Raw genomic sequence first — 26,014 nt, forward strand, 5'->3', positions numbered from 1 at the left:
ATGTCATTGCGACCTCGGCGTCTTTCTCGGGAATGGGTTCCTCAATACAACAAATCGAACGGGGGTCCATCCCAGATATTTGGCCTCGCCGAATAAAACAAAGCCTGGAGAGGCGCTTGGCCTCTCCAGGCTTTTCGTCGTTTGGGTCAAGGCCCTTAAGTCACTCTCTTGGTATCAGCCGCCGCTTTTCGACAGCATGGTGCGCATTTCGGCGCCGAAGGTCTTCAGGGCCTGTGCTTCCGGCGTCTTGCCGAGCACGATCGCTTCCCAGACCGACGGTTCCTTGGCGCGGATTGCCGGCATTGCCGGCGGGCGTGAGCGCACAAAGGCTACGTCGAGTTGCTTGATGGCAACCGAATAACCGGGCTCTTCGGCGATCGCTTTTTTGGCGATGTCGATGTCTGCGGTTTTCTTCATAATCGGCAGGTAGCCGGTCTCGACGAAGGTGATCGCATTGATTTCCGGACGCGAGATGAATTTCAGGAATGCCCAGGCACCCTTGCGATGGGCTTCGTCGGAGGCCGAGTTGATGCCGATCGTCGCACCGCCGATCGGGGCTGCGCATTTGACGCCGCAAGGCAGCGGGGCAACGCCGAGATCGAACTTCACGGCACCACGGAGTGCGCCGAAGCCGCCGGTCGAGTCGAAATTGATCGCAGCCTGACCGCTGGTGAAATATTGGCTGCCCAGGCTTTCGTTGATCGCCGCTGCTTCCGGCGAAACCTTGTCCTTGCGGATCAGGTCGGCCATGTAGGTGTAGGCACCGATCGAGGCATCGCTATCCATCAGCACGGAATTGTCCTTGGGGCTGACCCACTCGCCGCCGGCCTGTGCAACGAAGGCCCAGCGCACGAACTGGCCGAGCCCGATGACACCCCACTGCTTGACGTCATTGCCCTGGCGAACCGTGAGCTTGGCGGACATCTGGCGCAGTTCGTCCCAGGTCTTCGGCGGTGCGTTGGGGTCGAGACCCGCAGCGCGGAAGGCGTCCTTGTTGTAGTACATGACCGGCGTCGAGACGTTGAACGGCAGCACGTAGGACTTGCCGAGATATTTCGGGCCTTCGAGCGCGAACGGCTGGTACTGATCGAGGAACTCGGCGCCTTCCTTCTGGAGATAGGGATCGAGCTGCTCGAGCACGCCGGAATCGGCGAACAGGCCGTAGCGGGTGACTTCCAGCATCATCAGGTCCGGCGCCTGGCCGGCCGGGATGGCGGCCTGCAGCTTGGTGGTCGTGTCGTCGTAATTGCCGGTATATTCGGCCTTCAGCTTGTATTCGCTCTGTGAGGCGTTGAACTTGCCGACGATCTGATTGACCGCGTCCGTGCCCTTTTTGGCGAGCGAATGCCAGAAGGTGATTTCGACGGGGGCGGCAAGAGCCGGCTGGCCCGCAAGCACCGCGACGGCTGCCGCGATAAGCAGTTTCCTCAACATCCCATTCTCTCCTTGTGGTTGAAATGCCGGTTTGACGGCCGGCAACCGCTATCGCGAAAGGGTAGGAAGGGCACGTTACAGGCGAATGACGCCGGGCAGTGGAGAACGTCACGAGACTTTCGTACTGGGCCGCTAAGGCAGAGTGTGACACGGAGAAAACGTTGGAATGCGATGCGGATACTGAGACCCTATCTCTATCTTCTGCCCTGTGTCGGGCTGCTCGGCCTCTTCATCTATTGGCCGATCGTCTATTCCGCCTGGCTCAGCATCCATCAGACCAATATCCTCAATGGCCGCTCGAGATATGTGGGTTTCGACAACTATCTTGAGCTGTTCGGCTCGGACCAGTTCCATCATTCCATTTGGGTGACCTTTCTCCTGATGCTGGTGAGCGTGCCGCCGCGGCTGATCCTGGCGCTGGCGCTCGCCCATCTCCTGAGGGAAAGCCATGCTTTCGCGCGGCTGCTGCGGGGCGTCTATTTCCTTCCCTATGTCACCAGTTCCGTGGCGATTTCGGTGATCTGGAGCTGGATGTTCAACACCGATATCGGCTTCATCAATCTGACGCTCGGCGCCATCGGCATCGGCAAGGTTCCGTGGCTGCAGGACGTCAACCTGGCGCTGGTCGCCGTCGGCATCGTGGCGATCTGGAAGCAGCTCGGTTACGACACGCTGCTGTTCATCGCCGGGCTCAACGCCATTCCCGACGACTATTACGAAGCCGCGCGCATCGACCGGGCAGGGCGCTGGCGCCGGTTCAGGGATATCACCTTTCCGCTGGTCGCGCCGACCACCCTGTTCCTGCTCGTGGTCTCGGTGATCGACAGTTTCCAGATCTTCACGCTCGTCAACGTCATCACCCGCGGCGGTCCGGCCAACGGCACCGATGTGCTGATGAACTATCTGTATTACCTGAGCTTTACCCTGTTTGATATCTCGACCGGATCGGCGTTGGCCGTGCTGCTGTTCCTCGGACTGGTCGCTATCACGCTCGCGAAGCTCGCCTTTGCCAGGGACAAGGTGAATTATGACCTTTCCTGATCGTCTCCTTCATTTCCTCGGCTGGGCGGGAGCGGCGCTGCTCGGCTTCGGCGTAGTCTTCCCCTTCCTGATCGGCATCGGCGCCTCGCTGCTCGCCCCATCCGATCTCCTCAATCCCAATGTCGCCGAATGGTCGCTGCATCCGGACAATTATCTGCGGGTGTTCACGGAGGCGGGGCTCGGCGCCTATTTCATGAATTCGATCATCATCGCGCTGTCGACCACGGTCGGCACGATGATCACCTCGATCCTTGCGGCCTATGCCTTTGCCCGCATGGAGTTCCGCGGCCGCAACATGCTGTTCTGGGCCGTGCTCGGCACGCTTACCATTCCGGAACTGATCTGCATCATTCCCAACTACCTGCTGATGGCCAAGATGAAGCTGGTGCCGAGCATCTGGGCGGCGGTGCTGCCCCAGCTTGCCTCCGGTTTCGTGACCTTCTTCCTGCGCCAGCATTTCATGGGCGTGCCAAAGGTCTACGAGGAGGCGGCGCGCCTGGACGGCGCCAGCCATTTCAAGATCCTGGTCGACGTCATCGTGCCGATCAGCTGGGCGGCGATCGCCTCGATGGCGCTATTTGCCTTCATCGCCCAGTGGAATTCCTATCTCTGGCCGCTGATCGTGCTGCGCGGCGACACGCAGACCGTTCAGATCGCGCTCGCCAATCTTCAGGCATCGGTACGCGAACAGCCGTTTACCGACTGGCCTCTCATCCTTGCGGCGAGCTGTGTAGTCCTGCTGCCGAGCATCGTATTTTTCCTATTTGCCGAACGCCAGCTGGTGCAGGGCGCGGGTCTCGGCGGCATCAAGTGAGGTTTCGAATGACCAAGATCGCATCCCATCGCGGCGGCACCCATCTGTGGCCGGAAAATTCCAGGCTCGCCTTCCGCCAGACCGCCGCGCTGCCGGTCGAGCTCGTCGAATTCGACGTCCACCACACCGCCGACAAGGTCCTGGTCGTCCATCACGATGCGACGATCGACCGGATGACGGACGGCAAGGGCGAGATCGGCAGGCTCACCTATGATCAACTGTCGAAATTCGTCATCGTCGGCGCGGCAGGCGAAATCATTCCGACCCTCGACGAAGTGATCGACATCTTCGCGCCGTCGCCGGTCGACCTGCGCTTGGAGATCAAGACACGGCCGGACGGGACCGCATACGAGGGCATGGAGGAGGCGATTGTCGAGCGGCTGGTCGCCAGCGGCATGTTTTCCCGCTGCATGGTGACGAGTTTCTCGCTGGAGCGGCTCGACGCCTTCCGAAAGGCGCTTGAGGCGGCCGGCCACAATGTTTCGGAGCTTCTCGGCTTCGTATGGCTCTGCTCGCCGGCAGTCATCCGCCAGGTGGGCTGGGTCGGCGTTGACGCCGCCTTGGCCGCCTATGGAGTTTTCGAGATCGGCATTCGTGCCGAAATGATCTCCGCGCTCGCAATTGCCCCGTTGAGCGACCGCGGCGTGATCATCCACGGATGGGCCGCGCACGACATCGAGATGGCAACGCGGATGTTCGATCTCGGTATGGCGAGCTTCACCACCGATCGCCCGGATATCGCGATTGCGACCCGCGCCAAGCGGGAGATGAGGTAGTCATGCGGCATCCTGTCATCATCCTGAAACACGAGTCTGGTTTTGAAGCCATCAGAAGCGGCAGCGAAAGGACGACTTCGTGACCGGTGAGATGGATACAAGACATTTCAGAACGCTCTTCATTTCGGACGTTCATCTGGGCTCCAAGGCAGCCCGAACGGACTTCCTCCTGGATTTCCTGCGCTATCATGAAGCGGATACCATTTTCCTGGTCGGCGACATCGTCGACGGCTGGCGGCTGAAGCGCAATTGGTATTGGCCGCAGGGCTGCAACGACGTGGTCCAGAAGCTGCTGCGCAAGGCGCGCAAGGGCACCCGCATCGTCTACATCCCCGGCAACCACGACGAATTCCTGCGTTCCTTCCCGGGCACGCATTTCGGCGGCATCGAAGTCGCCGAGCGCGAAATCTACGAAATGGCCGACGGCAAGAAATACCTGGTCCTGCATGGCGACGAATTCGACGTCGTGGTCCGCAACGCCCGCCTGCTCGCCTATCTCGGCGACTGGGCCTATGACGCGGCGATCGTCATCAATATCGGGCTGGCCGCCATCCGCCGCCGCCTCGGCATGCCATACTGGTCCTTCTCCGCCTGGGCCAAGCTGCAGGTCAAGCACGCGGTCAATTTCATCGGCGAGTTCCAGCGGGTCGTCGCCGACGAAGCCCGCCGCAACAATGTCGATGGCGTCATCTGCGGCCATATCCATCACGCCGTCATGGAGGACATCGACGGCATCCACTACGTCAATACCGGCGACTGGGTGGAAAGCTGCACGGCAATTGCCGAGAATTTCGACGGCACGCTGGAATTGATTTCCTGGCAGAACATGGCCGCCACGGCGGAAATCAAGTCCTTGCCGGCGCCGCAATCCATCGAGGACATGCGGGCCGCCTGAGCGGCCTGCAACAGATGGACCGGCCTGCCAGAGGGCTATATCTTGCCATAGGCAGGCACAAGGGTGTGTGTTAGGTAAGCTGAAACTTCAGCAACCCACCCGTGAAATCGTGATTCCCTCAAATACGGCGCAGACAGCGCCCCGGTTCTTCCAGTTGCGCTGCGCGATCGCCTATGGGGCGCCGCTCGGGGTGAACGGCGTGATTCTGCCCTATCTGCCCGTCTGGCTCGACGGGCTTGCCTTTACCGAATTCGAAATCGGCCTCGTGCTCGCAGCCCAGCTTTTCCTGCGGGTGGCCGCCGCCCCGGTTGCCGGCCTGCTTGCCGACCGCATGACGGAACGGACCCTGATGCTCGCCTGGTCCGGCGCGTTGTCGTTGTTGACGGCATTCGCGATGTTCTTCACCCGCGACTTCTGGCCGGTTCTCATCGTCATCGCCGTTCAGGCGGCGGTCTTCGCGCCCTATGCGCCGATCGTCGAATCGATCGCCGTCAGCGGGGTCCGGCGCTGGGGTTTTCAGTATGGTTCGATGCGCGTCTGGGGATCAGTCGGCTTCGTGGCGGTGGCGCTCCTCGTCGGCGAACTGCGCGGCTTCTGGGGTTTCCAGGCTATTCCGTGGGCGATAGCGGTCGGTTTTCTCCTGACCGTCGCCGTTGCCTTCGCGGCTCCGAAGCTCGGCCGGGCGGTTGCAAGGCCGGACCCGGACAGGATGCCTCAGCCGAGTTCGCTCAGAAGGCTCGACCTGCACGTGCTGATGATCGGCGCGTCGGTGGCGCAGGCAGGGCACGGCATGTTCTATACGTTCGGCACCATCCACTGGCAGCAGATCGGGTTTTCGAGCGGCTCGATCGGCGTCCTGTGGAGCGCGGCCGTCGTGTCGGAGATCATCGTCTTTTTCGCGGCGGGCTGGATCGCCAGACGGATTTCTCCCTGGACGCTGATGCGGGTCGGATGCGCGGTCGCGGTGGTCCGCTGGACGCTCTTTCCGATGCCGCTCGATTTCTGGGGATATCTGGCGCTGCAGGCCACTCACGCCTTCACGTTCGCCTTCGTCCATATCGGCATCCAGCACCGGCTGGTCGAGGCGGTGCGCGAAGACCAGGAAGCCTCGATGCAGGGCGCCTATGTCTTTTACAACGGCGTCTTTTTGGCGCTTGCGACGGTGCTTTCCGGCGTACTCTACCGCCAGTTTGGCCCGACGAGCTATGTGGCGATGTCGGTTCTGGCGCTGGTCGGCCTGTCGATCATCGCGCTTGCGGCAAGAATTCAGCCCCAGAGGGTCGCTTCCGGCGGATAGACGAGGGAACCTTCGTAACGCAGCCCGTCCGGCCGGTCGCGGGAAAGCAGCAGCGGCCCGTCGAGATCCGCATAGTCGGCATCCTGGGCCAGCAGCACGGCCGGCGCCATGGCGAGCGACGAGCCGACCATGCAGCCGATCAGCACGGCAAATCCGAGCCGCTGTGCTTCCGCCTTCATCGCCAGCGCCTCGGTCAGTCCGCCGGTCTTGTCGAGCTTGATGTTGACCGCGTCGTACCGGTCGCGAAGGCTTTCCAGGTCCTCCGTGGCGTGCACGCTTTCATCGGCGCAGACGGAAACGAGGCGGCGGATACGGCCGAGCGCCGCATCCCGGCCGGCAGGCAATGGCTGTTCGATCAACGACACATTGGTTTCCGCGGCAATCGCCATGTGGTGGGCGAGGTTTTCCTCGGTCCATCCTTCGTTCGCATCGACGATGATCCGCGCGGCCGGTGCTGCGTCGCGAACAGCCCTCAGCCGCGCCTCGTCGTTGTTCGTTCCGAGCTTGACCTTGAGGAGCGGACGTTGCGCGTTCCTTGCAGCTTCGGCCGCCATGTCCTCCGGTTCGCCCAGCGACAGTGTGAAAGCGGTGACGAAGGGTTTGCGGCTGATGGCGCCGATCATATCGGCAACGCGCTGCCCATTTAGCTTCGCCTCGAGGTCCCATAGAGCGCAGTCGACGGCATTTCGGGCGGCGCCGGGCTTCATCCGCCTCTGCAGTTCTGCACGGCTCAGACCGGCGCGGATGGCATCGGAGACCGCTTCGAGCTCCGCCATCACGCTGTCCAGGCTCTCGCCATAACGCTTGTAAGGCACACATTCGCCGCGGCCGGAAACGCCGTTTTCACGGACGGCGCAGGTGATGACTTCCGCCTCGGTCTTCGAGCCGCGGGAGATCGTGAACGAACCGGAGATTGGAAACGTCTCTATTGTGGCTTCGAGGTGACGGCTCATGGTTTTACGCGTCCCGTTGTGGCAAATCCCTATGACGCAGCTATATTGCCGGTCTCGAAAGTGCGATCAACCGCATCGTATTGAAACTTCTGACAAGCTTAAGCGCGAAAGAAACACGTGACGTTCCAGCCAGCCGAAATCAAGGCCGAAAATATGCCCGGCGATGGCGGTGAACGATACGTATTGGCCGGCGAATGGCGCGGCCCGACGATAGCACCTGTGCTCAAGGAGTTCGAGCGGTTCGAAAATGCCGCAAACCGGGGCAAGGTGGAGATCGATCTTTCCGGGATCACCGGCGTCGATACAGCCGGTGCCTGGCTTATCCGGCGGCTGATGACCGCCAAGGGCGGGCAGGGCGGAGAAGCGGCCCTGGTGGGCGGCGAAGGCCCCATCCGGGAACTGATCGGCGTCTTGCCGGAACACGTTCCTGCGCCGCCTGCGGACGGCGGAGCTAAGGGAAACCTGTTCGAACGCCTGTTTGCTCCGGTCGGCCAAGTGATGGTCTCGCTCGGCGGCGATTTCTACGCAGCCATGCATATTCTCGGCTCGGCGGTTCGCGGTGCGCAGATGAAATTCGGCCGTGGTGCCGGCGTGTCGCCGGCCTCGGTCGTCACCCATATCGACCGCATGGGCGTGCGCGCGGTGCCGATCATCGTGCTGATGTCCTTCCTGATCGGCGCTATCATCGCCCAGCAGGGCGCCTTCCAGCTCCGGTATTTCGGGGCCGAGATTTTTGTCGTCGATCTGGTCGGCATCCTGCAGCTTCGCGAGATCGGCGTGCTGCTGACCGCGATCATGATCGCCGGCCGTTCGGGCAGCGCCATCACCGCCGAGATCGGGTCGATGAAGATGCGCGAGGAGATCGACGCATTGACGGTGATCGGTCTCAATCCAGTCGGCGTGCTGATTTTTCCGCGCCTCGTGGCCCTGACCGTGGCGCTGCCGCTGTTGACGATCATCGCCAACTTTTCGGCCCTGTTCGGAGCGGCCGTCGTTGCTCTTGCCTATTCCGGCATCACCTTCGATACCTATCTGTCGCGCCTCCATGAGGCGATCGACCATACCTCCGTCGCCTCGGGCATGATCAAGGCGCCGTTCATGGCGCTGGCGATCGGCATCGTCGCCGCCGTCGAGGGCATGAAGGTCGGCGGCAGCGCCGAATCGCTCGGCCAGCACGTCACCACCTCGGTGGTGAAATCGATCTTCGCCGTCATCTTCATAGACGCGATGTTCGCCCTTTTCTATTCCGCGATCGATTTCTGATGGAGAACGGTTTGGAAAAGGCGCAGCAGACCACGATCAACGACAAGTCGAATGGCCGGCAGGTGGTGCTGTCGGTCCGCGACCTGACGGTCGGCTTCGGCGAAAAGCTGGTGCTCGACCACCTGAACCTGGACATCTATCGCGGCGAAATCCTGGGTTTCGTCGGTGCATCCGGCACCGGCAAATCGGTGTTGATGCGCACCGTCCTCAGCCTTCTGCCGCACCGTTCCGGCACGATCCATATTCTCGGCGCCGATTACGACACCGTCTCGGAAGACGAGCGCATGGCGCTCGACACGCGGCTTGGCGTGCTCTTCCAGCACGGAGCGCTGTTCTCGGCCCTGACGGTGAAGGAAAACATTCAACTGCCGATGCGCGAATATCTCGATCTGCCGCAGTCGCTGATGGACGAGCTCGCCTACCTGAAGATCGAGATGGTCGGCCTGCCGCCTGACGCCGCCGACAAATATCCATCCGAACTGTCGGGCGGCATGATCAAGCGCGCTGCGCTTGCCCGTGCCCTGGCGCTCGACCCGGACCTCGTTTTCCTCGATGAGCCGACCTCCGGCCTCGATCCTATCGGCGCTGCCGATTTCGACGCGCTGATCGCCAGGCTGCGCGATACGCTGGGCCTGACCGTCTACATGGTGACCCACGACCTCGACAGTCTCTTCTCGGTCTGCGACAGAATTGCTGTGCTTGGAGAGAAACGGGTCTTGGTCGAGGGTACGCTAGAGGATATGTTTGCCTGTGACGATCCATGGGTAAAGTCCTATTTCCGCGGCAAGCGGGCGCGGTCAGTCGTGGTCCAAGAAAAGCAGCCTGCGGCAGAAGTAGAAGAGTGACGTAATCTATGGAAACCAGAGCCAACTACGCCCTTGTCGGTTTCTTCACCTTGCTGGTGATCGCTGCCGCTTTCGGCTTCGTCTACTGGATGGCGCAATCCGGCCGCGGCGGACCGACGGCCGAACTGGCGATCCGCATCCCGGGCTCGGCGAACGGCTTGTCGGTCGGCTCTCCGGTTCGCTTCAACGGCATTCCGGTCGGTTCGGTGCGCAGCCTCACGATCGACCCGGACGATCCCCGTTATTCGATCGCCTTCACCGAGGTGCGGGCCGATGCGCCCGTCTACCAGTCCACCCAGGCTGCACTCGAAGTGCAGGGCCTGACGGGGGCCGCCTATATCGAGCTTTCCGGCGGCGCCAAGGGGGAGGAGAACATCCTCCAGAAATCGATCGAGAGCGGCCGGCCGGCCGTGTTGATCGCCGAGCAGTCGAGCGTCACCAACCTGCTCGCCACCGCCGACAAGATCCTCGACCGGGCAGACGCGGCGATCAGCGATATTCAAGGCTTCGTCGCCGATGCCAGAGGTCCGCTCACCCAGACGATCCGCAATGTGGAAACCTTCACCTCGGCGCTGGCCCAGAATTCCGCCAGCATCGACAAGTTCCTGAACAGCCTCTCGACGCTTTCGACGACGATCGACCGGGTTTCCGGAACGCTGAACTCGACGCTTGCAGCCGCCGAACGGCTGGTGAGCGCGATCGATGCGGAAAAGATCAACGCAGTGGTCTCCAACACGGAGCGCGCCACCCGCAATATCGCCACGGCCTCGGATAAGTTCGACGACCTGGTGACCAATGTCCGCAACGCCGCCGCCAATTTCGAGAAGGCGGGAGCGGACGCCCAGGTTCTTCTGAAGCGCGCCGATACCGTGCTGGGTGCCGTCAATACCGACCAGGTCGCGACGACGATCCGCAATATCACCGCCGCCTCCGAGGACGCCCGCCAGACCATCGGCTCAGCCCGCAGCGTGGTCGACAATTTCGCGCACCGCAAGGACGATATCGACCGCGCGATCGGCGATTTCACCGATCTGGCAAAGAAACTCAATGACGCTTCGAGCCGCGTCGACGGCATTCTTGCCAAGGTGGACGGGCTCGTTTCCAGCGACGATTCGCAAGGCCTGTTCGCCGAGGCGCGCAAGACACTGGAATCCTTCCGCACCGTTGCCGATAACATCAATGCGAGGGTCGGGCCGATCGCCGACAACCTGTCGCGCTTTTCGGCAGGCGGCCTGAGGGACATCCAGACGCTGGTCAACGATGCGCGCCGCACGGTGCAGTCGCTCGACCAGACGATCACCAATTTCGACCAGAACCCGCAGCGGCTGATTTTCGGCGGCGAGACGGTGAAGGAATATGACGGCAGAACGCGGCGGTAGGCGGGGCATTTTCAGTGATGGAAAGAGTGGGATTTTGATGACCGGTTCTGAGGTTCTGATGCGACGCGCGGCCCGTGCCCCGGTTCTGCTTGCGCTGCCGCTTGTCGCGGCGCTGTTGGGCGGCTGCGGCAGCAAGGCCAACAACGACACGTTCGACCTGTCGATCACCCCGTCCGGCCAGGGCGTCTCTGCCCGCAACCGACAGATCCTGGTGCCCGAACCGACGGCGCTGAAATTGCTGAACAGCGAACAGGTCGTGGTGCGCGTTTCAGCTTCCGAAATCCAGTATCTCGCCGATTCCCGCTGGGGAGACCGCCTGCCGGCGCTCGTCCAGTCTAAGCTGGTGGAGGCCTTCGAGAATTCCGGTCGCCTCGGCGGCGTCGGCAAGCCGGGGCAGGGCCTCGCGATCGACTATCAGGTCGTGACCGATATCCGCGCCTTCGAGGTCACGGCCGGCAGCCCGCGTCTGGCCAACGTTGAAATCTCGGCAAAGATCCTCAACGACCGCAACGGCACCGTGCGCGCCCAGAGCGTGTTCAAGGCAACCGCACCGGTCTCGGGCGCCGAGAACCGCGATTTCATCGAGGCCCTGGATCGCGCCTTCGCCAAGGTCGGCGCCGAGATCGTCGACTGGTCGCTGAAGTCGATGTGATGCTCGCAGGACGTTTTGGTTTCGGCGGTAGGTAATACCTTGGCTCGCATCGAATCAGCTTGCGGTCGCTGATCCGCCTTGGAACCGGCTGGCAATCGACTCCGCGATCTAAAAAATCAGGTGTTGAAGTTATGGATGACCACGGCAGAACGATGATAGTCCTTGACCGTGGCTCGTCGCGCTTCCAATTCAGGGCTGGTGCGCTGATCTGGTCCAACCGGCATATCCTGATTCACCGCGCCGTGAGCGATCCCTTTTGGGCTTTGCCCGGCGGACGCGTCGAATTTCACGAGGCAGGTGCCGATGCGTTGGCGCGCGAGATCGAAGAAGAAATCGGCTGTGAAGCCCGCATCGGGCCACTTCGCTTCGTGATCGAAAACTTCTTTGAACTCGGCGGTCGAAAAGCTCATGAGATCGGCTTTTATTTCGAGGCTGAACTGTCTCGGCCCCTTGCTTTCGACGAACGCGAGATCATCCATCGCAGCCGTGACGGTGAAACCGATCTGGAGTTTCGCTGGGTGCTGCCGACGCTCGATAACTTGGACGCGTTTGACCTGAAGCCTCTGCCCCTCCGCAGCCTTCTCACCGCGATTCCGGAAGAGATGAAGCATATCGTTCACAGGGATGGACCGGCCACCTAGAAGCCCGTCGGGAATGATAGCTTTCCCGGTCCTTGGGGACGCTGCCCGTCCCGGCAACTCAAGATTTCTGAACCTGCACCGATCCGCCAGCAAAAAAGCCGCCCTGAAAGGGCGGCTTTAAACTTCGCGCAGTTCCAATCCAGTTCTTAGTTGAACCGGCCGGCGGCGTGGGCCAGCATCGTGTAGACCTTGCCCGTGTCCGAGGTGAGGTAGCTCTGGGTTACCGTCTTGTCGCGGTCGGTGCGGGCGACGTCGGCGAGCAGCTTTTCGAAATCGGCGATATAGCGGTCGACAGCGGTGCGGAATTCCGGTTCGCGGTCGTACTTGCGCTTGATCTCGTCGAAGGTCTGCTGACCCTTCAGCGTGTAGAGGCGACGGGTAAACACGTCGCGCTCGCCGCGCTGGTAACGCCGCCACAGGTCGACCGAGGCGTCATGGTCGATCGCACGGGCGATATCGACCGACAGCGAATTCAGCGATTCCACCATATGGCGCGGGTTGCGGTTGTCGCCGTTGCCGCGCGGAGCGGGGGCCGGTTCGGCGGCACGTGGTGCCGGCTGCGGCTGCTGACGGGGCGCCGGCGGTGCCTCCGCCACCTCGTCGCGCGATGCGCCGCGCAGCAGGTCGCTGATCCAGCCGCCATCGGTGCCGCGTGGCTCCGGTGCGCGGGCGACGGGCGCCTGTGCCTGCCGATCGAGCGGCAGCGTGCCACGCAGGGCGTTTCCAGCATAGGGATCGTTGCGTGGCGCAGGCGGAGCCGGTTGCTGGATGGCTGCGGCGGCAGGCTGTGGCTGCTGGCGGGCAGGAGCCGGCTGCGGAGCAGGCGCCTGGCGTGGTGCCGAAGGTTCGGCAATCTCGAAGTTCTGCGTCGAGCGACCGACCAGAGCCGAGATGTCCTGCAGCGCCTTGATCTGCTCGGCGACGGCACGCCGCATGGCGGCCGCACTTTCCTTGGCCTCTTCCGGCAGGTCGAAGGCGCCGCGCTTGAGTTCGGTGCGGGTCGTATCCAGCTCGCGGCGGATATCCTGCGCAGAGCGGCGGATTTCGTCGGTCGCGCCGGCGAAGCGGTTGATGGCTTCCTCGACCGATTCCCGGAGCGTGTCGCGCAGCTGTTCGGCGGCGCTGCCGGAGCGGCTGGTGGCATCCGACAGCAGCTGCTCGACGTCGCTGAGCGACTGCGAAATGCTGCCGCGCATCCGCTCGGAAAGGTCGCGGGTGCGCTTCTCGGCGTCAGACAGCGTCGTCTCAATGGCGTGGTTGGCGTCGCTGCCGGCGCTGATCAGCGCTTCGCGCATCGCATCGGCGGTAACTTCGGCGCGATGCTGGGTTTCCCCGAGCGTCCGGCCGATATCGGCAAACGAGGCATGCAGGCTTTCGCGAAGCCGCGAGCCGACCTGCAGCGAACGTTCTTCCGCCCGCTCGAAAGCGCCGTCGACCAGGGTCGTCAGGCTGCGCATCGTCGTCTCGATTTCCTCGGAACGCTTGACAAGGCCGGTCGACAGGTTGCGCAGTGCATTCTGGCGTTCGTCCAGCGTGCTGACGAGATTGGACTGTGCCGCACCGAGGAGTTCAGATGCTTCGACAAGCACCCTCGAGTGGTCATCGAAACGGCCGACGAGGCTGCTGACCTGCTCGAGCGTATTGCCGAAGACGTCCGACATACGGCCGATATTGTCTTCGAGCATGCGGGTCGAGCCGGAAACGATATCGGCGGAGTTGGTTGCCGACTGCACGAACCGGTTGGCCGTGACGCTGAGCTTGCGGTCGGCTTCCGAAAGGTGATGGGCGACGGCATCGGCGGTGCTGCCGAATTCCTTCGCTGTCTCCTGGACCATCGCGGAAATGTTCGAATTGCTTTCCGCCAGCTTGTCGATGAGGCTGTTGACGCTGGCTGACAGGCCCTGTTCGACGTGACGCATGGTGCCGGCGGCACTTTCGGTCCGCTGCGTGATGGCGGCGAGCGTCTCGTTGGTCCGCGCGGCGATCGCGTCGACAAGCGCCGAGTTCTCGTTGCGAATGCGCGCCGTCGATTCTTCCGTAGCGGAGGAAAGCCGCGCGGTCGTCTCTTCCGCGGCGGAGGAAAGCCGTGCCGATGTTTCCTGCGCTGCGGCCGAGAGAAGCTCTGCACCCTGCTGGGCAGCGGTCGTCATCTGTTCGATGGCGGTTCGGCCACTCGCGGCATATTCCTCGACCATGGGCTTTGCCTTTTCATCGAGAAGGCGTGCCAATTCAGCCGAGCGGCCGGCGAGCATCGAGTTCAGATCGCGGGCGCGGGCGTCGAGAGCCGAGTGGATGGCGTCACCGCGGGCCGCGAGTGCCCGGTCGACGGCGTCCATGGCGGTGTCGAGCTGGTTCGCGGTATCGGCAAGCGTGGTGCGGATACCGTCGCCGCGCGAGTCGAGTGCTTTCTGTGCTTCGTCCAGCGCCTCGGAGATTGCCGTGACCTGGCGCTTCACCAGGCTGTCGGCTTCCGCGACCTTGTGGACGATCGCATTGCCGGCTTCCGAGAAGGCAAGTGCTACGGTTGCCGCCTGGCCGGCGAGCCGGTTCTGGGTTTCCGAAATCCGGCCGACGATCTGGGTGGAACGTTCCTCGATCGCCTTGGTGAATTCGGCGTTGCGGTTGGTGAGTTCCTCGGTGAACTCGGCACCGGCACGCGCCAGCACTTCGGCGGAGCGGGTGGCTTCGCTGTCCATGCTCTGGGCCGCGGCGCCGACTGCTTCGCGCAGCGTCGAGGCAAGGCCAACGGCCTTGCTTTCGATGGTCTTGGTGACGTTGTCGAGACCGATGGTCAGCGCGCGGTCGATCGTGCCGAGGCGTTCCTCGATACGGGCGGTGCGACCATCCATGGTCTCGGTGATGCGGTCCGAAGCTTCGACGGCGACACGTTCCAGATCGGCCGTGCGGTTGGTGAGCGTGGTGGAAAGATTGACGCCCGCCTCGTCGACGAGCTGGGCCGCCTCAAGGATTTCGCCCCGGATCCGGCCTTCGAGCCCACCGAACGTCGTTTCGATGCGGCTGCCGGTTTCTTCGAGTGCGCCCTGAACCCCGCCGACCGTCTGGCGGATGCGGTTGGAGAAGGCGTCGGCCGAGCGGCCGATTTCGCTCGCGGCATCGGAAAGCCGGACGGCGAGCGTGCCGACATTGTCACGCAGACGTTCTTCGAGCGACTGCCCCGCAGTGTCGATAGCGTCGCGCAGCGCGCTCTGCTGCGTTTCGAGCGACATTTCCAGCATTCCAGCGCTGGCCGCGATCGAGGTTCCGAAGGAGGTGACCTGATCCTGCATCAGGTCGCCGATCTGGCTCTGGGCGTCGCTGAGCGTTGTCGTGAGTGACTTCGTGCGGTCGTCCAGGGTGTCGCGAATCTGCTCGTAACCGGAGCCGAGCGTCGTTTCCAGCTGCTGGTGACCAAGGCCGATGGTTGCGGCGATACGCTCCTGCGTCGAGCCGAGAACGGCTTCGACACGCTCCAGTCCGTCCGCCATGCCCGTTTCGAAACGCTGTGCGCCGGTTGTGAGCGCGGTCTCGATGCGGCCGCTTGCGCTGCCGACGGTTTGTTCGAGGCGATCGCCGCCGCTTTCGAGAACGCGGGCGATCTCGGCCGTCCGGTTTTCGAGCGACAGGTCGAGATTGAGCTGGTTATCGGCATAGGCGTTGCGGATCGCTTCGGCGCGGGCCGCGAAGGATTGCTCGATGCGGACATCGGCATCGATGAAGGTGTTGGCGATTGCCGTCGACTTTTCGTCCAGCATGCTGGCGAGGCGGTCTTCGCCAAGCGCGAAGGAGGTGGCGATCTCCATCGACTTGTCGTCGAGGATTTCTGCGAGCCTGTCCCGGTTGACGCCCAGCGCCTCGTTGATTTCCGAGCTACGGCGGGCCAGGTCTCCGCTCATGCGCTGTTCGGTTTCCGAAAGTGCGCGGGTGATGGAATCCGACTTCTCGTCGAGCATGCCGGCGAGGCGATCTTCGCCGAGCGCGAAGGACGTGGCGAGTTCCATCGACTTGTCTTCGAGGATTTCGGAAATCCGCTCGCGGTTGGTATCGAGCGACGTCTGCATTTCGGAAGCGCGCCGACCCAGCTCGTCACCGAGCCGCTGTTCGCTGGCAATGAGCGTGCGCGAGATGTGCTCCGACTTTTCGTCGAACATGCCGGCGAGCCGCTCCGGTGCGCCGGACATCAGCGTTTCGATCGCACTGGCTTTCTGGCTCAGCACTTCGGTCAGATGATCGTGGCTGCCGGAAAGGGCAGCGACAATGGCGCCCGAGCGGATGGCCAGGCTCTGTTCGAACTTTGCCTGGTTTTCCGAAAGCGTGCTGAGAAGGCTGCTGCTGCGGTCGGCGATCGTTGTTTCGATGTCCTGACGAGCGTTGGCAAAGCCGGCGTGAAGTTCGCCGGTGCCGGATACAAACACATCCTTGAGTTCGCCGGTGCGCAATGCAAGCGCGTCCTGAAGCTCGGTGGTGCCCGTCCCGAGTACGCCGTGCAGTTCCCCGGTGCCCGAGGCGAGTACGCCCTGGAGTTCGCTGGTGCGCGTCGTCAATACGTCCTGGAGCTCGGTGGTGCGTGTTTCCAGTGCTTCGTGGAGTGCGCCGGTGCGCGTGGTGATGACGTCCTGGAACTCGCTGGTGCGTGCTTCAAGGGCTCCCTGAAGTTCCTCGGTGCGTGAGACGAGCACGGACTGGAGTTCGCTGGTGCGTGTTCCGAGTACATCCCGAAGCTGGCTGGTCCTTGATCCGAGGACGTCCTGGAGTTCCCCGGTGTGCGTGACGAGTGCATCCTGGATTTCGGTGGCGCGGGAGGCCAGCGTATCCTGAATTTCAGTGCTGCGGGCCGACAATGCGTCGGACAGTTCGCGCGAGCGGCTTCCGAGCATGGCATCCAGCATCTCCTGGCCGGTGCCGAGCGTCGTCTCGAGTGCGAGCGACTGGTCGGTCAGCGAGGAACTGATGCGCTCGACGCTGGACGACAGGATGTTTTCGATCGCATCCGAACCGCTTGCCACTGTTTCGTTGATGCGGGCGAGGCTGTCCATCAGCTTGCTGTCGAGCGTGCCGGCGCGCTGGTCGAATGCGGAGGTGAACTGCGAGATGCTGTCGTCGAAGGTCGTGCTGAGCAGGCCGACCGTCGTCTGCAGGCGCTCTTCGAAGAAGCCGGTGCGCATGTCGAGGTCGAGGACAACGTCTTCGACCGTGCTTTGCAGGTTCTGGCGGAAAGACGAGCTCTTTTCTTCGAGCGAGCTGTTGAGAGCCGCAAGGATGCCGCCGAGCGAACCGGTGAGCGTCTGTTCGCTTTCGGCAAGTCCGTCAGTGATTTCCTTCGTGCGGGCCAGCAGCGTCTCGTTCAGCTGACGGGTGCGGTCCGCAAGCGCCGCGTTGAGCTTTTCGGTATTGGCGTCGAGAGAAGAGGCGCGCGTCTGGAATTCGTTGAGAAGCGCCTGGCCGCGCTGAGACAGCACGGTATTGATCGCTTCCATCCGCTCGTCGAACTCGTGGGCGAGTGCGAAACCGGAGGAGTTGAGCGTCTGCAGCAGGTTTTCGGTCTTTGTCGTCAGCAGGCTGCCGAGTGCTTCGCCGGCCGCGTTGGATTTTTCCATCAGCGCCGCGCCGCGCGTCTCGATCATCGAGGCAAAGGCTTCGCCTGAAGTCGCCAGGCGAATGGAGATTTCTTCGGTCGCAAGCGACAGCTCTTCCTTGAGCTGATCATGGGCCCCGACGATCGACGAACGGATGCGCTCGGCATGGTTGACGATCGCGTCGCGTTCGGCGCCGAGTTCGTGGACGAGGCCGCGAACGCGCAGTTCGTTGTCGGTGAAGCTCCGCTCCAGCGCATTCACTTCCGAATGCACGAGCGTCTCGAGCTCGGCGGCGCGGGCGATGGTACGCTCGATGCCTTCGTTCATTGCCGAGACTTCGCGGCGCACGGCCTGGCCGACGCTCATGATACGCTCGGAGGCGACGGTTTCCGGATCGGACAGGCGAAGCGCGACCTCGGCCATCGAGCGGGCGGCGGTTCTCAGATCCTGGGCGCGGGCCATCATGATCGCGAAGGCGAAGAACAGCATGATGGGAATGAGGATACAGACCGCCAGCGCGACAATGCCGGGAGCGGCGAGAACGCCTTCGACCGAGGTGATCTGCCAGAGCTGGTTGCCGTAGATCATCTGCCCGAGCGCGATGCCGCCGATTGCCCAGAGGATCGAGACGATCACCGCATTGCGGATGGACGAGCGCATCGCGCCGCCTTCCAGCGTCCGCAGGATTGCAGTCGAACTGCGTTTGCCCGCATCGTTGGCGGGCTGGAACGTGGGGGATTTGGCAGCGGTCTCGGTGGCTGCCGATCTGTATGATTCGGCGGCATCGTCCTGGTACTGGGTCTGACGCGGTTTGTTAGTGTCTGGCACTCTGGCCTCCGAGGCATGGGGCACTGATCTTTGGCGCGACTGATCATCGTTGAAGTTGATTTTTAGGGCATCTTCCAACGCCTGGAACGCCGTCTCATCGATCGACTCGCTGCTAGGGTTCTTTGCCATGCGGTTACGCCTCGTTACATACTCGCCCGGCAAATCCCATCTGACGCGCTGCCGCCCGCAGACCGACAGATGGAACGCTGCCTGCCGGAAACTTTCCACCCACAAAGCGGATTTCCAGTTTCCTATTCATTTTCAAGTCGGATGGCCGTTCTTTCAAACGGATGATAATGAAAGCTTACCAACCTACCATCCGGGGCAAAAGGACGATATTCCTCGCCACCTTAGGCGTATTGTAGTGGCACATTCGGCCACCCTGCACAATTAAGACGCCTGCCTTCGAATGATGCCGTGGAATGTTGTTAACAGAATTTAAACCATACGAAGATGCAAAACTCCTAAAATCCCGGGAGCTTAGCAGAAATTAACCATATGGGAAGAAACCGGCCCAGATTGTGCCGGAATTTAACGGGATAGCTCCGATTGGCCCGCACAATTCGGGACATTATCAGAAGAGCAACAGGGAAAACAGGTTCATGGCAATGGCAGCGGTCAGTATCGCGTTCGAAGCTCCAGAAACGCTGAGGGGCGGTAGCCCTTCCCAGTCCCGTCCGATCGATCTCGTTCATCTCGCGACACAGACCACGGGCGACAAGACCCTCGAAATCGAAGTGCTCCAGATGTTCGCGCGCCAGGCACGCCGCGCACTGCATGACATCGCAAGCGCCGACAGCGCCTATGTCGTCGCAGCCGCGCATCGCCTGAAGGGTGCGGCCAGCGCCGTCGGCGCCTTCAAGGTTTCGACCGCTGCCGAGCGTCTTGAAGACAACGCCTCCGACGCCTCGTTGCGGGCCTCGGTCGCTGCCGCCGTCGTCGAGGCCGAAAACTTCATCAACAAGCTCTGCCGCTGAGCGATTCGCCGAATCGGTACGCAAGGGCGCCGATTGAACAGCCGGCGGCGCCCGAAAATGTTGACTGCGCGGGGGTTTTATCGGAAGACAGCGCCCTTAAATAGTGTGCCCTGACCCTTCAACATCCCGGATTTCCCTATCATGACGAAACTGACCATCGTTGCCTTTGACGGAACGCGCTTCGATATCGAAGCCGAACCGGGCTCCACCGTTATGGAGAATGCGGTTCGCAATTCCGTTCCCGGCATCGAGGCCGAATGCGGCGGTGCCTGCGCCTGCGCCACCTGTCATGTCTATGTCGACGAGGCCTGGACCGAAAAGGTCGGCCCGCCGGCTCCCATGGAGGAAGACATGCTCGACTTCGCCTTCGAGGTGAAGCCGACCTCGCGCCTCTCCTGTCAGATCAAGATCAAGGCGGATCTCGACGGGCTCGTGGTCAACGTACCCGAGCGTCAAGCCTGATCTTGGCCTGATCGCCACTTTGCCGACATGCCTGGCTCCGCGCAAAGGTGTCTCCGGGCAAAAAAAAGCCTCGCTCCGCAAAAGCGGCAAGCGAGGCCAGGCGGGCGCATCACCAGCAGGGGAGGGAGGAACCACCTGCGGCTTGAAGACGCGCCAGGAGAACTAAACACTGGAAACCAAACTCAGGAACACCTGAAGCAACCGCGTCCGACACATCGGTCCGAAAACCGGAAAGGTACGCTGATCCTGCGGCTATCTACCTCATCTGCTTCGTCTTTCGAAGCGTTGGTAGGTAAGCTATGTCTTAGGTTATATCTGGGATTCGTATTTTAGACTATCACCATAAATCACCCGTCATTGACGAGGGATGGCGCAAGCTCGGCAAAAGCCTGGGCGCGGTTGGTGGGGCTGATTCACCCCAAAAAGCGGATCAATTGCCGGATCGCTTCAGGCGATACTGCAGTAGCCGAATCATCCGCGAGTCGAAATTGGCCGCCTCGATCTGGTCGAACCGCAGCTGCTCCCGGTCATGCGCCTCGAGAACGCGGCGGGTCGTCTCCGCCACCTGTCTTTCCAGCGCATCGCAGGTTCTGTTGGCGGGGAGGCTAAGCAGTTCCCGTTCGAGTTGGCGCGCGTGGTTGCGGGCGATTTCCGCATGCCGCTCCTCGTGGCGCTTGATGTCCTTCGACAAGGTATCCCAGATGAAGCCGAGATCGGCGGTGGCACGGCCGCGATTGCCCCAGCGCGGCAGGATAATGTGGGTTCGGAGTGTCACACGCGACCCGCCGACCGAGCAGCGCCCGCCCTTTTCCACATAGGTGACGTCGCCGCCGAACTTGATTTCGGTGGCGCCGGGATGGCGATGGCCGGTGCTGCGGGTGAGAGGGCCGCGGTTTTCCAGTTCCTTGTCGAGGTCCTCGGCCGTGCGGCCGCCGATCCGGAAATAGGAATAGGTCTTGTTGATGATCGGTTCTGCCATGGCCGTCTCAGGGATCACGCAGAGGAGAAGAAAGACACCGAAAAACCGGCGGACTCTGCGCATGGAGAACATTCTATGGCCTGCGACGTTGAACTTATGGGGACCTTGGGGCATAGCCAGCCTGAGCGCAACACAAAGGCATCAAATTTTGCGTTACCCTTCGAAAGACGGCCGGCCGGTGATATCGCAGCGCAACAGCACTTGGCGTGTCGGGCGGGGCCGTGTCCTTGAACTCGGTCGCCAAGGCCAGATTATGGCGATCATCAACATCACCCCCGATTCCTTTTCCGACGGCGGAAACTACGCAAACATCGATGCCGCGGTGGCTCACGCCATTTCCTGCGTCCGCGACGGTGCCGCCATCCTCGATATCGGCGGTGAGTCGACGCGGCCCGGCGCCGCCGAGGTGACGGCGGCCGAAGAGCAGGACCGCGTCCTGCCGGTGATCGAAAAACTCGCCGCGGAGACCGATGCACTGATCTCGATCGATACCTACCGCGCCGAAACAGCCCGCCTGGCGATGGCGGCGGGTGCCCATATCATCAACGACGTCCATGGCCTGCAGCGCGAGCCGGAGATCGCGACCGTTGCGGCTCAAACATCTGCCGGGGTCTGCATCATGCATACCGGCCGCGGGCGCGAGCAGGAAAAGCGGCCCGATCGTATCGCCGACCAGGAGTTTTTCCTGCAGCAGTCCCTCGAGATCGCCCGCAGCGCCGGCATTTCCGACGAGGCGATCGTGCTTGATCCCGGCTTCGGCTTTGCCAAAGACCGTGACGACGATCTGGAATTGATGGCGCGTTTTGCCGAACTGCATCGGCTCGGTTTTCCGCTGCTCGCCGGCACCTCGCGCAAGCGGTTCATCGGCGCGCTGACGGGACGGGAAAAGGCGAACGAACGCGACTTCGGCACCGCCGCGACCACGGCGATCCTGCGCCTTGCCGGGGCTTCGATCTTCCGCGTCCATAACGTTGCCGCGAACCGCGATGCGCTGGCGATGGCCGACGCGGTTCTCGCCGCAGCCTCCGCTTATAACGCTAGAGAGGGCCTTTGATGGCGACCTACACGATCACGCTGAAGAACTGTGCGTTCTACGCCAAGCATGGCGCTTTCGAGCAGGAGGCCACGCTCGGCCAGCGTTTCTTCATCGACGTCATCATGGACGTCGATGCGGACGAGGCACTCGAAAACGACGATGTCGCGAGCACGGTGCATTACGGCATCGCCTACGAAATCGTCGAGAAGGTGGTGACCGGCCACCGCCGCAACCTCATCGAGACGCTCGCCAAGGACATCGCCAAGGCGCTCTGCGCATGGTCGCCGCAGATCCGCCGGGCAGAGATCGCCGTGCGCAAGCCGAGCGTGCCGATCCCCGGCATCCTGGATTATGCGGAGGTGCGTGTTGAGCATTTCGCCTGAAAAGACGTTCGAGGTCGCGGCTCTCGGGCTCGGCGGCAATATCGGTGACCCGCCGTCGTCCATGGCCGAGGCGCTCAGGCAGCTCGATGGGCGCGAGGACTGCCGCGTTCTCGCCGTCTCGAAACTCTATTCGACCCCGCCCTGGGGCAAGACCGACCAGGCGGATTTCTTCAACTGCTGCATCCTGGTGGAGACTTCATTGGAGCCGGAGGACCTGCTGGACGTCTGTCTGTCGATCGAGCGCGGCATGAAGCGCGTCCGGCTGGAGCGCTGGGGACCGCGCACCATCGATATCGACATCCTGACCTATGGGACGCGGGAACAGAGAAGCGAAAAACTGGAAGTGCCGCATCCGCGCATGACCGACCGCGGCTTCGTGATGATGCCGCTCGCAGATATCGCCCCGGATCTTCTGGTGAAGGGAAGGAAAGTGCGCGACTGGCTTGGTGGAGCCGACACTGCCGGCATCAAGGTCGCGCGCGAAAGCCAGGACTGGTGGCAGGGCGCCTGAGGCGCCCCTTGGTGTCTTATTGTTGGATCGAGCCGACGGCGATCGAATCCATGTCGCGGTCGAGGCTGAGCCCGATCACCGGAACCATCTGGTCTTCGACCTTGATCGAGATGGTGATGTTCATCTTGTTCTCGCCGCGCAGGCTCGCGACCATCGCGCCGTTGAGCTGATTGCGGTTGATGCCCATGACGACCTTGTCGCCGCTGACCGAGCCGGAAATGATGTCGAGCCCCTTGCCCTCGGCGCCATCCAGGAACTTGCCAGTGTAACCGCGGCCGCTCTGGGCGATGGTGGCCGACATCGGTTGCTGGAACACGCCGACGCGGCAGGTCCCATCGAGCTTGATGCCGACATCGCTGTCCGGGATAGCTGCACCGGTCAAATTGCAGCTGAATTTCGTGCCCTTGTATTTGCCGGCTACGATTTCGCCGGGGCCTTTCCAGACGCCTGCGACCGACTGGAAGAAAGCCTTGTCGCGCGGAGCGGCCTCAGCCTGCGGCGCCACGGCGGAGGTGGCCGCGACAGTCAGAATGGCGAACCCGCCAAGAAGCGAAAAGAAGCGCGAATACATGAACTTTCCCCTGACGAGCAGCAACTTTAAGTGTCCCGTAATTTAGGTGGAAATGGTTAACGAGTGGTGACGATGGCCGAGGCTGAGCCAGGGTCGGACACTCTATTGTTCATCTTTTCGCCCGCCGACGGTCGCGATATCCGAGATGAAATCGCCGATCCCGGGCCTTTTAACCGCCCGGAAGGGCAGCGGCCGGCAGAGATCCATAGCGGCGATGCCGATTCGCGCGGTCAGCAGGCCGTTGATCACGCCTTCGCCCAAACGCTTGGACAGTTTGGAGGCGAGGCCGTGTCCCAGAAGCTGTTGCGCGACACCGTCGCCGACGGCGATCGAACCGGTCACGGCGAGATGAGCGATGACGTCCCGCATCAGCCTCATGAGCCCAAGCGTGCCCGGCCTACCGCCGTAAAGCTCGGCCATGGCGCGAATCAGCCGCGTCACTTCGAATAGCACATAGGCGAGATCGACGATGGCGCGCGGGCTGACGGCGGTGACGATCGAGACACGTTTGGACGATCCGAGAATGAGCGCGCGGGCCTTGCGGTCGAGCGGCGCCAGGAGTTCCCGTTCGGCCAGTTCGATGAGCTGCGGGCCGTCGATGATCTCGTCTTTCGTCGCGTCGAGGTTGGCGCGACCCTTGGCGGTCTCCGCCCGGTGACTGAGGATCTTGGTGAGCGCGGCGACGACGATGCGGGCAGCGGCAGGGCGAGGGGAAAGGGCTGCCTCTTCCGCCTGGGCCTTGAGGGTCTGGACGGCGGAGAGCCGCATCATGCCGAAGATTTCGCGGCCGACGATCACGGCCACGGCGACAAGCCCGACGGCAAGCGCGGTGAGCGCTGCATATCCCAGCCAGTCGGCTCGGCTGAACAGGTCGCGGATGACGCTGTCGGCCCACAGACCGAAGGCGAGCGACAGGAAGGTGCCGAAAGCGGCCGTCGCCAGGTTGACGAACGAGAATTTCTTGCGGGCCCGGGGCTCGGCGACCGGGATGGCTTCTGCGGCGAGTTCGGGCGGCGTCACGAACGGATCCTGTTCGTCGGGCGTCGCCACGACACCATCCTCGAAGCTGCGCGGGCTGCGGCGAGGGACAGGCAAGGTTTCGTTTCGGGCAGCGCTTTCCTCTTCGACCGAGAAGGATGCGGGGCGGCGCTTGCCGTTCTGAGGTGATTCGGGCGGTCTCATGCGAGGCGGTCTCCGAACAGGAACTGCATGGCGCGGTCGAGCCGGATATGCGGCACGGAGAGCTTCAGGCCGCCATTCGCCTCTTCCAGCGCCGGCGGGCGAAAGCGCACCACATTGATCTCCGGAAGCTCCGCGTCGGCGGAATCCAGCTGTTGAAAGAATGCTTCAGGATTTTCCGGTAAGTCACCGGGAAATATCGCAGTTTTCTTGTTTCCGTCAAAACGTTCGCCATTGATCATCTCACCCGCAATCGGCGTGCCGACGATGACTGGTAGGAGATGATTGTCTTCCTTGACGGTCGCCTCGCGGGTGGCGCGCACCGATGCGATCGCCATGACCTCGATGCCGGCGCCGGCCATGCCGATCCGCTGCACGGCGCGATCGACCAGCCGACCGGTGAGCCGTTCCAGGCGGTCATGGCTTTCGTGGTGCAGGTGATCCGCCTTGGTGGCCGCGACCAGGACCTTGTCGATCCGGCGGCCGATCAGGGAGGAGAAGAAGCTGTTATGGCCCGGGCGGAAACAGGCGAGCACGTCGGTCAGCGCCCGTTCGAGATCCTGCACCGCTTCGGGGCCGCGATTGATCGCCTGCAACGCGTCGATCAGCACGATCTGGCGGTCGAGCCGCGCGAAATGCTCGCGGAAGAACGGCTTGACCACGACATTCTTGTAGGCCTCGTAGCGGCGCTCCATCATCGCCCGCAGCGAGCCCTTCGGCGCTTTGGTCTCGGACATGTTCGGCAGCGGCGCAAATGTGAGCGCCGGCGAGCCTTCGAGATCGCCGGGCATCAGGAAACGGCCGGGCGGCAGGGTCGAAAGCGATCGTTCGTCCGCCTTGCAGGCCTTGAGGTAGCCCGCAAAGGCTTCCGACAAGCGTCTCGCGGTCATTTCGTCAGCCGGGGCGTCCGCATCTATGCCATTTGCGAGGGCGAGCCATTCCCGCGACAATTCCTCGCGGATGCCGGTTCCGGCAAGGGTTACGGTATTGTCGCTGAAGGTGCGAAAATCCTGCGCCAGCAGCGGCAGGTCGAGCAGCCACTCGCCCGGATAATCGACGATGTCGATCGACAGCTGGCCGCGCGAAAACATCCGGCCCCAGCCGCTGGCGCTCTGGTAGTCGAGGGTGATGCGCAGTTCCGAGATCGCACGGGTCGAATCCGGCCAGATGCGGTCGCGCACCAGTGCCTGGATGTGATCTTCGTACTGGAAGCGCGGGATGGCGTCGTCCGGCTGCGGCTCGAGCCGCACGGCGGAGATCCGGCCGGACCGGAACGCCTCGAAGAGCGGCAACCGGCCGCCGTTCAGGAGATTGTGGACGAGGGACGAGATGAACACGGTCTTGCCGGCCCGCGACAGGCCGGTCACGCCGAGCCTGATCGTCGGATGCACGAGGCCCGAGGCACGGTCGGCGAGATTGTCGAGCGCGATGCGCGCGTCATCCGAGAAGCTGGTAAGCGAAGGCGGCAAGGCGTCGTTCCGGGTCCAGAGTTTACGCCTATATAGGAAGCCGGTGCGAGGCCGCA

22 protein-coding genes are annotated in these 26,014 nt (G+C 62.6%); 15 read left to right on the forward strand and 7 right to left on the reverse strand.

The annotated features are described in order from the left end of the window. Positions 1-174: 174 nt before the first annotated feature. On the reverse strand, positions 175-1,434 hold the full coding sequence (locus tag ACSQ3G_RS07935; RefSeq protein WP_436109613.1) for an ABC transporter substrate-binding protein: 1,260 nt from the start codon (positions 1,432-1,434) through the stop codon (positions 175-177). Positions 1,435-1,605: 171 nt separating this feature from the next. On the opposite strand from ACSQ3G_RS07935, the gene ACSQ3G_RS07940 reads away from it, so the two are divergent. The 5 genes from ACSQ3G_RS07940 (at position 1,606) to ACSQ3G_RS07960 (ending at position 6,257) form a co-directional block, all read left to right on the forward strand. Beyond that, on the forward strand, positions 1,606-2,475 hold the full coding sequence (locus ACSQ3G_RS07940) for a carbohydrate ABC transporter permease (protein WP_436109614.1): 870 nt from the start codon (positions 1,606-1,608) through the stop codon (positions 2,473-2,475). After that, positions 2,462-3,289 (forward strand): carbohydrate ABC transporter permease, encoded by an 828-nt coding sequence (locus tag ACSQ3G_RS07945; RefSeq protein WP_436109615.1) that lies wholly within the window; start codon positions 2,462-2,464, stop codon positions 3,287-3,289. The genes ACSQ3G_RS07940 and ACSQ3G_RS07945 overlap by 14 nt, the downstream gene beginning before the upstream one ends. An 8-nt stretch (positions 3,290-3,297) precedes the next feature. Continuing rightward, positions 3,298-4,065, forward strand: a complete 768-nt coding sequence (locus ACSQ3G_RS07950) for a glycerophosphodiester phosphodiesterase family protein (protein ID WP_436109616.1) — start codon at positions 3,298-3,300, stop codon at positions 4,063-4,065. A 91-nt stretch (positions 4,066-4,156) separates the two neighbouring features. Next, positions 4,157-4,960 (forward strand): UDP-2,3-diacylglucosamine diphosphatase, encoded by an 804-nt coding sequence (locus ACSQ3G_RS07955; protein WP_172717146.1) that lies wholly within the window; start codon positions 4,157-4,159, stop codon positions 4,958-4,960. A gap of 109 nt (positions 4,961-5,069) precedes the next feature. Further along, positions 5,070-6,257 (forward strand): MFS transporter, encoded by a 1,188-nt coding sequence (locus tag ACSQ3G_RS07960; protein ID WP_046669587.1) that lies wholly within the window; start codon positions 5,070-5,072, stop codon positions 6,255-6,257. Here ACSQ3G_RS07960 and dgcA read toward each other — a convergent pair. Next, positions 6,227-7,210 (reverse strand): N-acetyl-D-Glu racemase DgcA, encoded by a 984-nt coding sequence (gene dgcA, locus ACSQ3G_RS07965; RefSeq protein WP_105416185.1) that lies wholly within the window; start codon positions 7,208-7,210, stop codon positions 6,227-6,229. The two genes, ACSQ3G_RS07960 and dgcA, sit on opposite strands and share 31 nt — an antisense overlap. 153 nt (positions 7,211-7,363) lie before the next feature. On the opposite strand from dgcA, the gene ACSQ3G_RS07970 reads away from it, so the two are divergent. From ACSQ3G_RS07970 to ACSQ3G_RS07990, 5 genes are all read left to right on the forward strand, one after another. Beyond that, entirely contained in the window at positions 7,364-8,473 is a 1,110-nt protein-coding gene (locus tag ACSQ3G_RS07970; RefSeq protein ID WP_105401459.1) for an ABC transporter permease, read from the forward strand. Then, positions 8,473-9,318: an ABC transporter ATP-binding protein gene (locus ACSQ3G_RS07975; protein ID WP_436109617.1), complete on the forward strand. Its 846-nt coding sequence runs from the start codon at positions 8,473-8,475 to the stop codon at positions 9,316-9,318. The genes ACSQ3G_RS07970 and ACSQ3G_RS07975 overlap by 1 nt, the downstream gene beginning before the upstream one ends. 8 nt (positions 9,319-9,326) lie before the next feature. Further along, positions 9,327-10,697, forward strand: coding sequence for an MlaD family protein (locus ACSQ3G_RS07980; RefSeq protein ID WP_436109618.1), 1,371 nt, complete (start codon positions 9,327-9,329; stop codon positions 10,695-10,697). Positions 10,698-10,734: 37 nt separating this feature from the next. Next, positions 10,735-11,349, forward strand: coding sequence for an ABC-type transport auxiliary lipoprotein family protein (locus ACSQ3G_RS07985; RefSeq protein ID WP_105401343.1), 615 nt, complete (start codon positions 10,735-10,737; stop codon positions 11,347-11,349). A 131-nt stretch (positions 11,350-11,480) separates the two neighbouring features. After that, complete coding sequence (locus tag ACSQ3G_RS07990) at positions 11,481-11,990, forward strand: NUDIX hydrolase (RefSeq protein ID WP_436109619.1); 510 nt, start codon at positions 11,481-11,483, stop codon at positions 11,988-11,990. A gap of 146 nt (positions 11,991-12,136) precedes the next feature. Here the strand turns inward: ACSQ3G_RS07990 and ACSQ3G_RS07995 are convergent, their stop codons facing one another. Next, a complete protein-coding gene (locus tag ACSQ3G_RS07995; RefSeq protein WP_436109620.1) occupies positions 12,137-18,520 on the reverse strand; it encodes an apolipoprotein A-IV repeat region-like domain-containing protein in 6,384 nt (2,127 codons plus the stop codon). A gap of 479 nt (positions 18,521-18,999) precedes the next feature. Here ACSQ3G_RS07995 and ACSQ3G_RS08000 point away from each other — a divergent pair, with 479 nt between their 5' ends. Together ACSQ3G_RS08000 and ACSQ3G_RS08005 are read left to right on the forward strand one after the other, a co-directional pair. Next, entirely contained in the window at positions 19,000-19,368 is a 369-nt protein-coding gene (locus ACSQ3G_RS08000; RefSeq protein ID WP_436111687.1) for an Hpt domain-containing protein, read from the forward strand. 141 nt (positions 19,369-19,509) lie between these two features. Continuing rightward, positions 19,510-19,830, forward strand: coding sequence for a 2Fe-2S iron-sulfur cluster-binding protein (locus ACSQ3G_RS08005; RefSeq protein ID WP_046638420.1), 321 nt, complete (start codon positions 19,510-19,512; stop codon positions 19,828-19,830). 430 nt (positions 19,831-20,260) lie between these two features. Here ACSQ3G_RS08005 and ACSQ3G_RS08010 read toward each other — a convergent pair whose 3' ends face one another. After that, complete coding sequence (locus ACSQ3G_RS08010; RefSeq protein ID WP_436109621.1) at positions 20,261-20,809, reverse strand: DUF922 domain-containing Zn-dependent protease; 549 nt, start codon at positions 20,807-20,809, stop codon at positions 20,261-20,263. Between the two features lie 178 nt (positions 20,810-20,987). Between ACSQ3G_RS08010 and folP the strand changes: the two genes are divergently transcribed. Genes folP through folK form a run of 3 tightly spaced genes read left to right on the forward strand, consistent with a single transcriptional unit; the run spans position 20,988 to position 22,739 of the window. After that, complete coding sequence (gene folP, locus ACSQ3G_RS08015) at positions 20,988-21,863, forward strand: dihydropteroate synthase (RefSeq protein ID WP_436109622.1); 876 nt, start codon at positions 20,988-20,990, stop codon at positions 21,861-21,863. Continuing rightward, a complete protein-coding gene (gene folB / locus ACSQ3G_RS08020; protein WP_436109623.1) occupies positions 21,863-22,228 on the forward strand; it encodes a dihydroneopterin aldolase in 366 nt (121 codons plus the stop codon). The genes folP and folB overlap by 1 nt, the downstream gene beginning before the upstream one ends. Then, complete coding sequence (gene folK / locus ACSQ3G_RS08025) at positions 22,197-22,739, forward strand: 2-amino-4-hydroxy-6-hydroxymethyldihydropteridine diphosphokinase (protein WP_436109624.1); 543 nt, start codon at positions 22,197-22,199, stop codon at positions 22,737-22,739. The genes folB and folK overlap by 32 nt, the downstream gene beginning before the upstream one ends. A gap of 16 nt (positions 22,740-22,755) precedes the next feature. On the opposite strand, the gene ACSQ3G_RS08030 is transcribed toward folK, so the two are convergent. From ACSQ3G_RS08030 to ACSQ3G_RS08040, 3 genes are all read right to left on the reverse strand, one after another. Continuing rightward, positions 22,756-23,310, reverse strand: a complete 555-nt coding sequence (locus ACSQ3G_RS08030; RefSeq protein ID WP_105431761.1) for a hypothetical protein — start codon at positions 23,308-23,310, stop codon at positions 22,756-22,758. 102 nt (positions 23,311-23,412) lie between these two features. Further along, a complete protein-coding gene (locus ACSQ3G_RS08035; protein WP_436109625.1) occupies positions 23,413-24,492 on the reverse strand; it encodes a YcjF family protein in 1,080 nt (359 codons plus the stop codon). Next, a complete protein-coding gene (locus tag ACSQ3G_RS08040) occupies positions 24,489-25,958 on the reverse strand; it encodes a YcjX family GTP-binding protein (RefSeq protein ID WP_436109626.1) in 1,470 nt (489 codons plus the stop codon). The genes ACSQ3G_RS08035 and ACSQ3G_RS08040 overlap by 4 nt, the downstream gene beginning before the upstream one ends. Positions 25,959-26,014: the final 56 nt, after the last annotated feature.

Source organism: Neorhizobium tomejilense (genome assembly GCF_964254135.1).
Taxonomy (GTDB): domain Bacteria; phylum Pseudomonadota; class Alphaproteobacteria; order Rhizobiales; family Rhizobiaceae; genus Neorhizobium; species Neorhizobium tomejilense.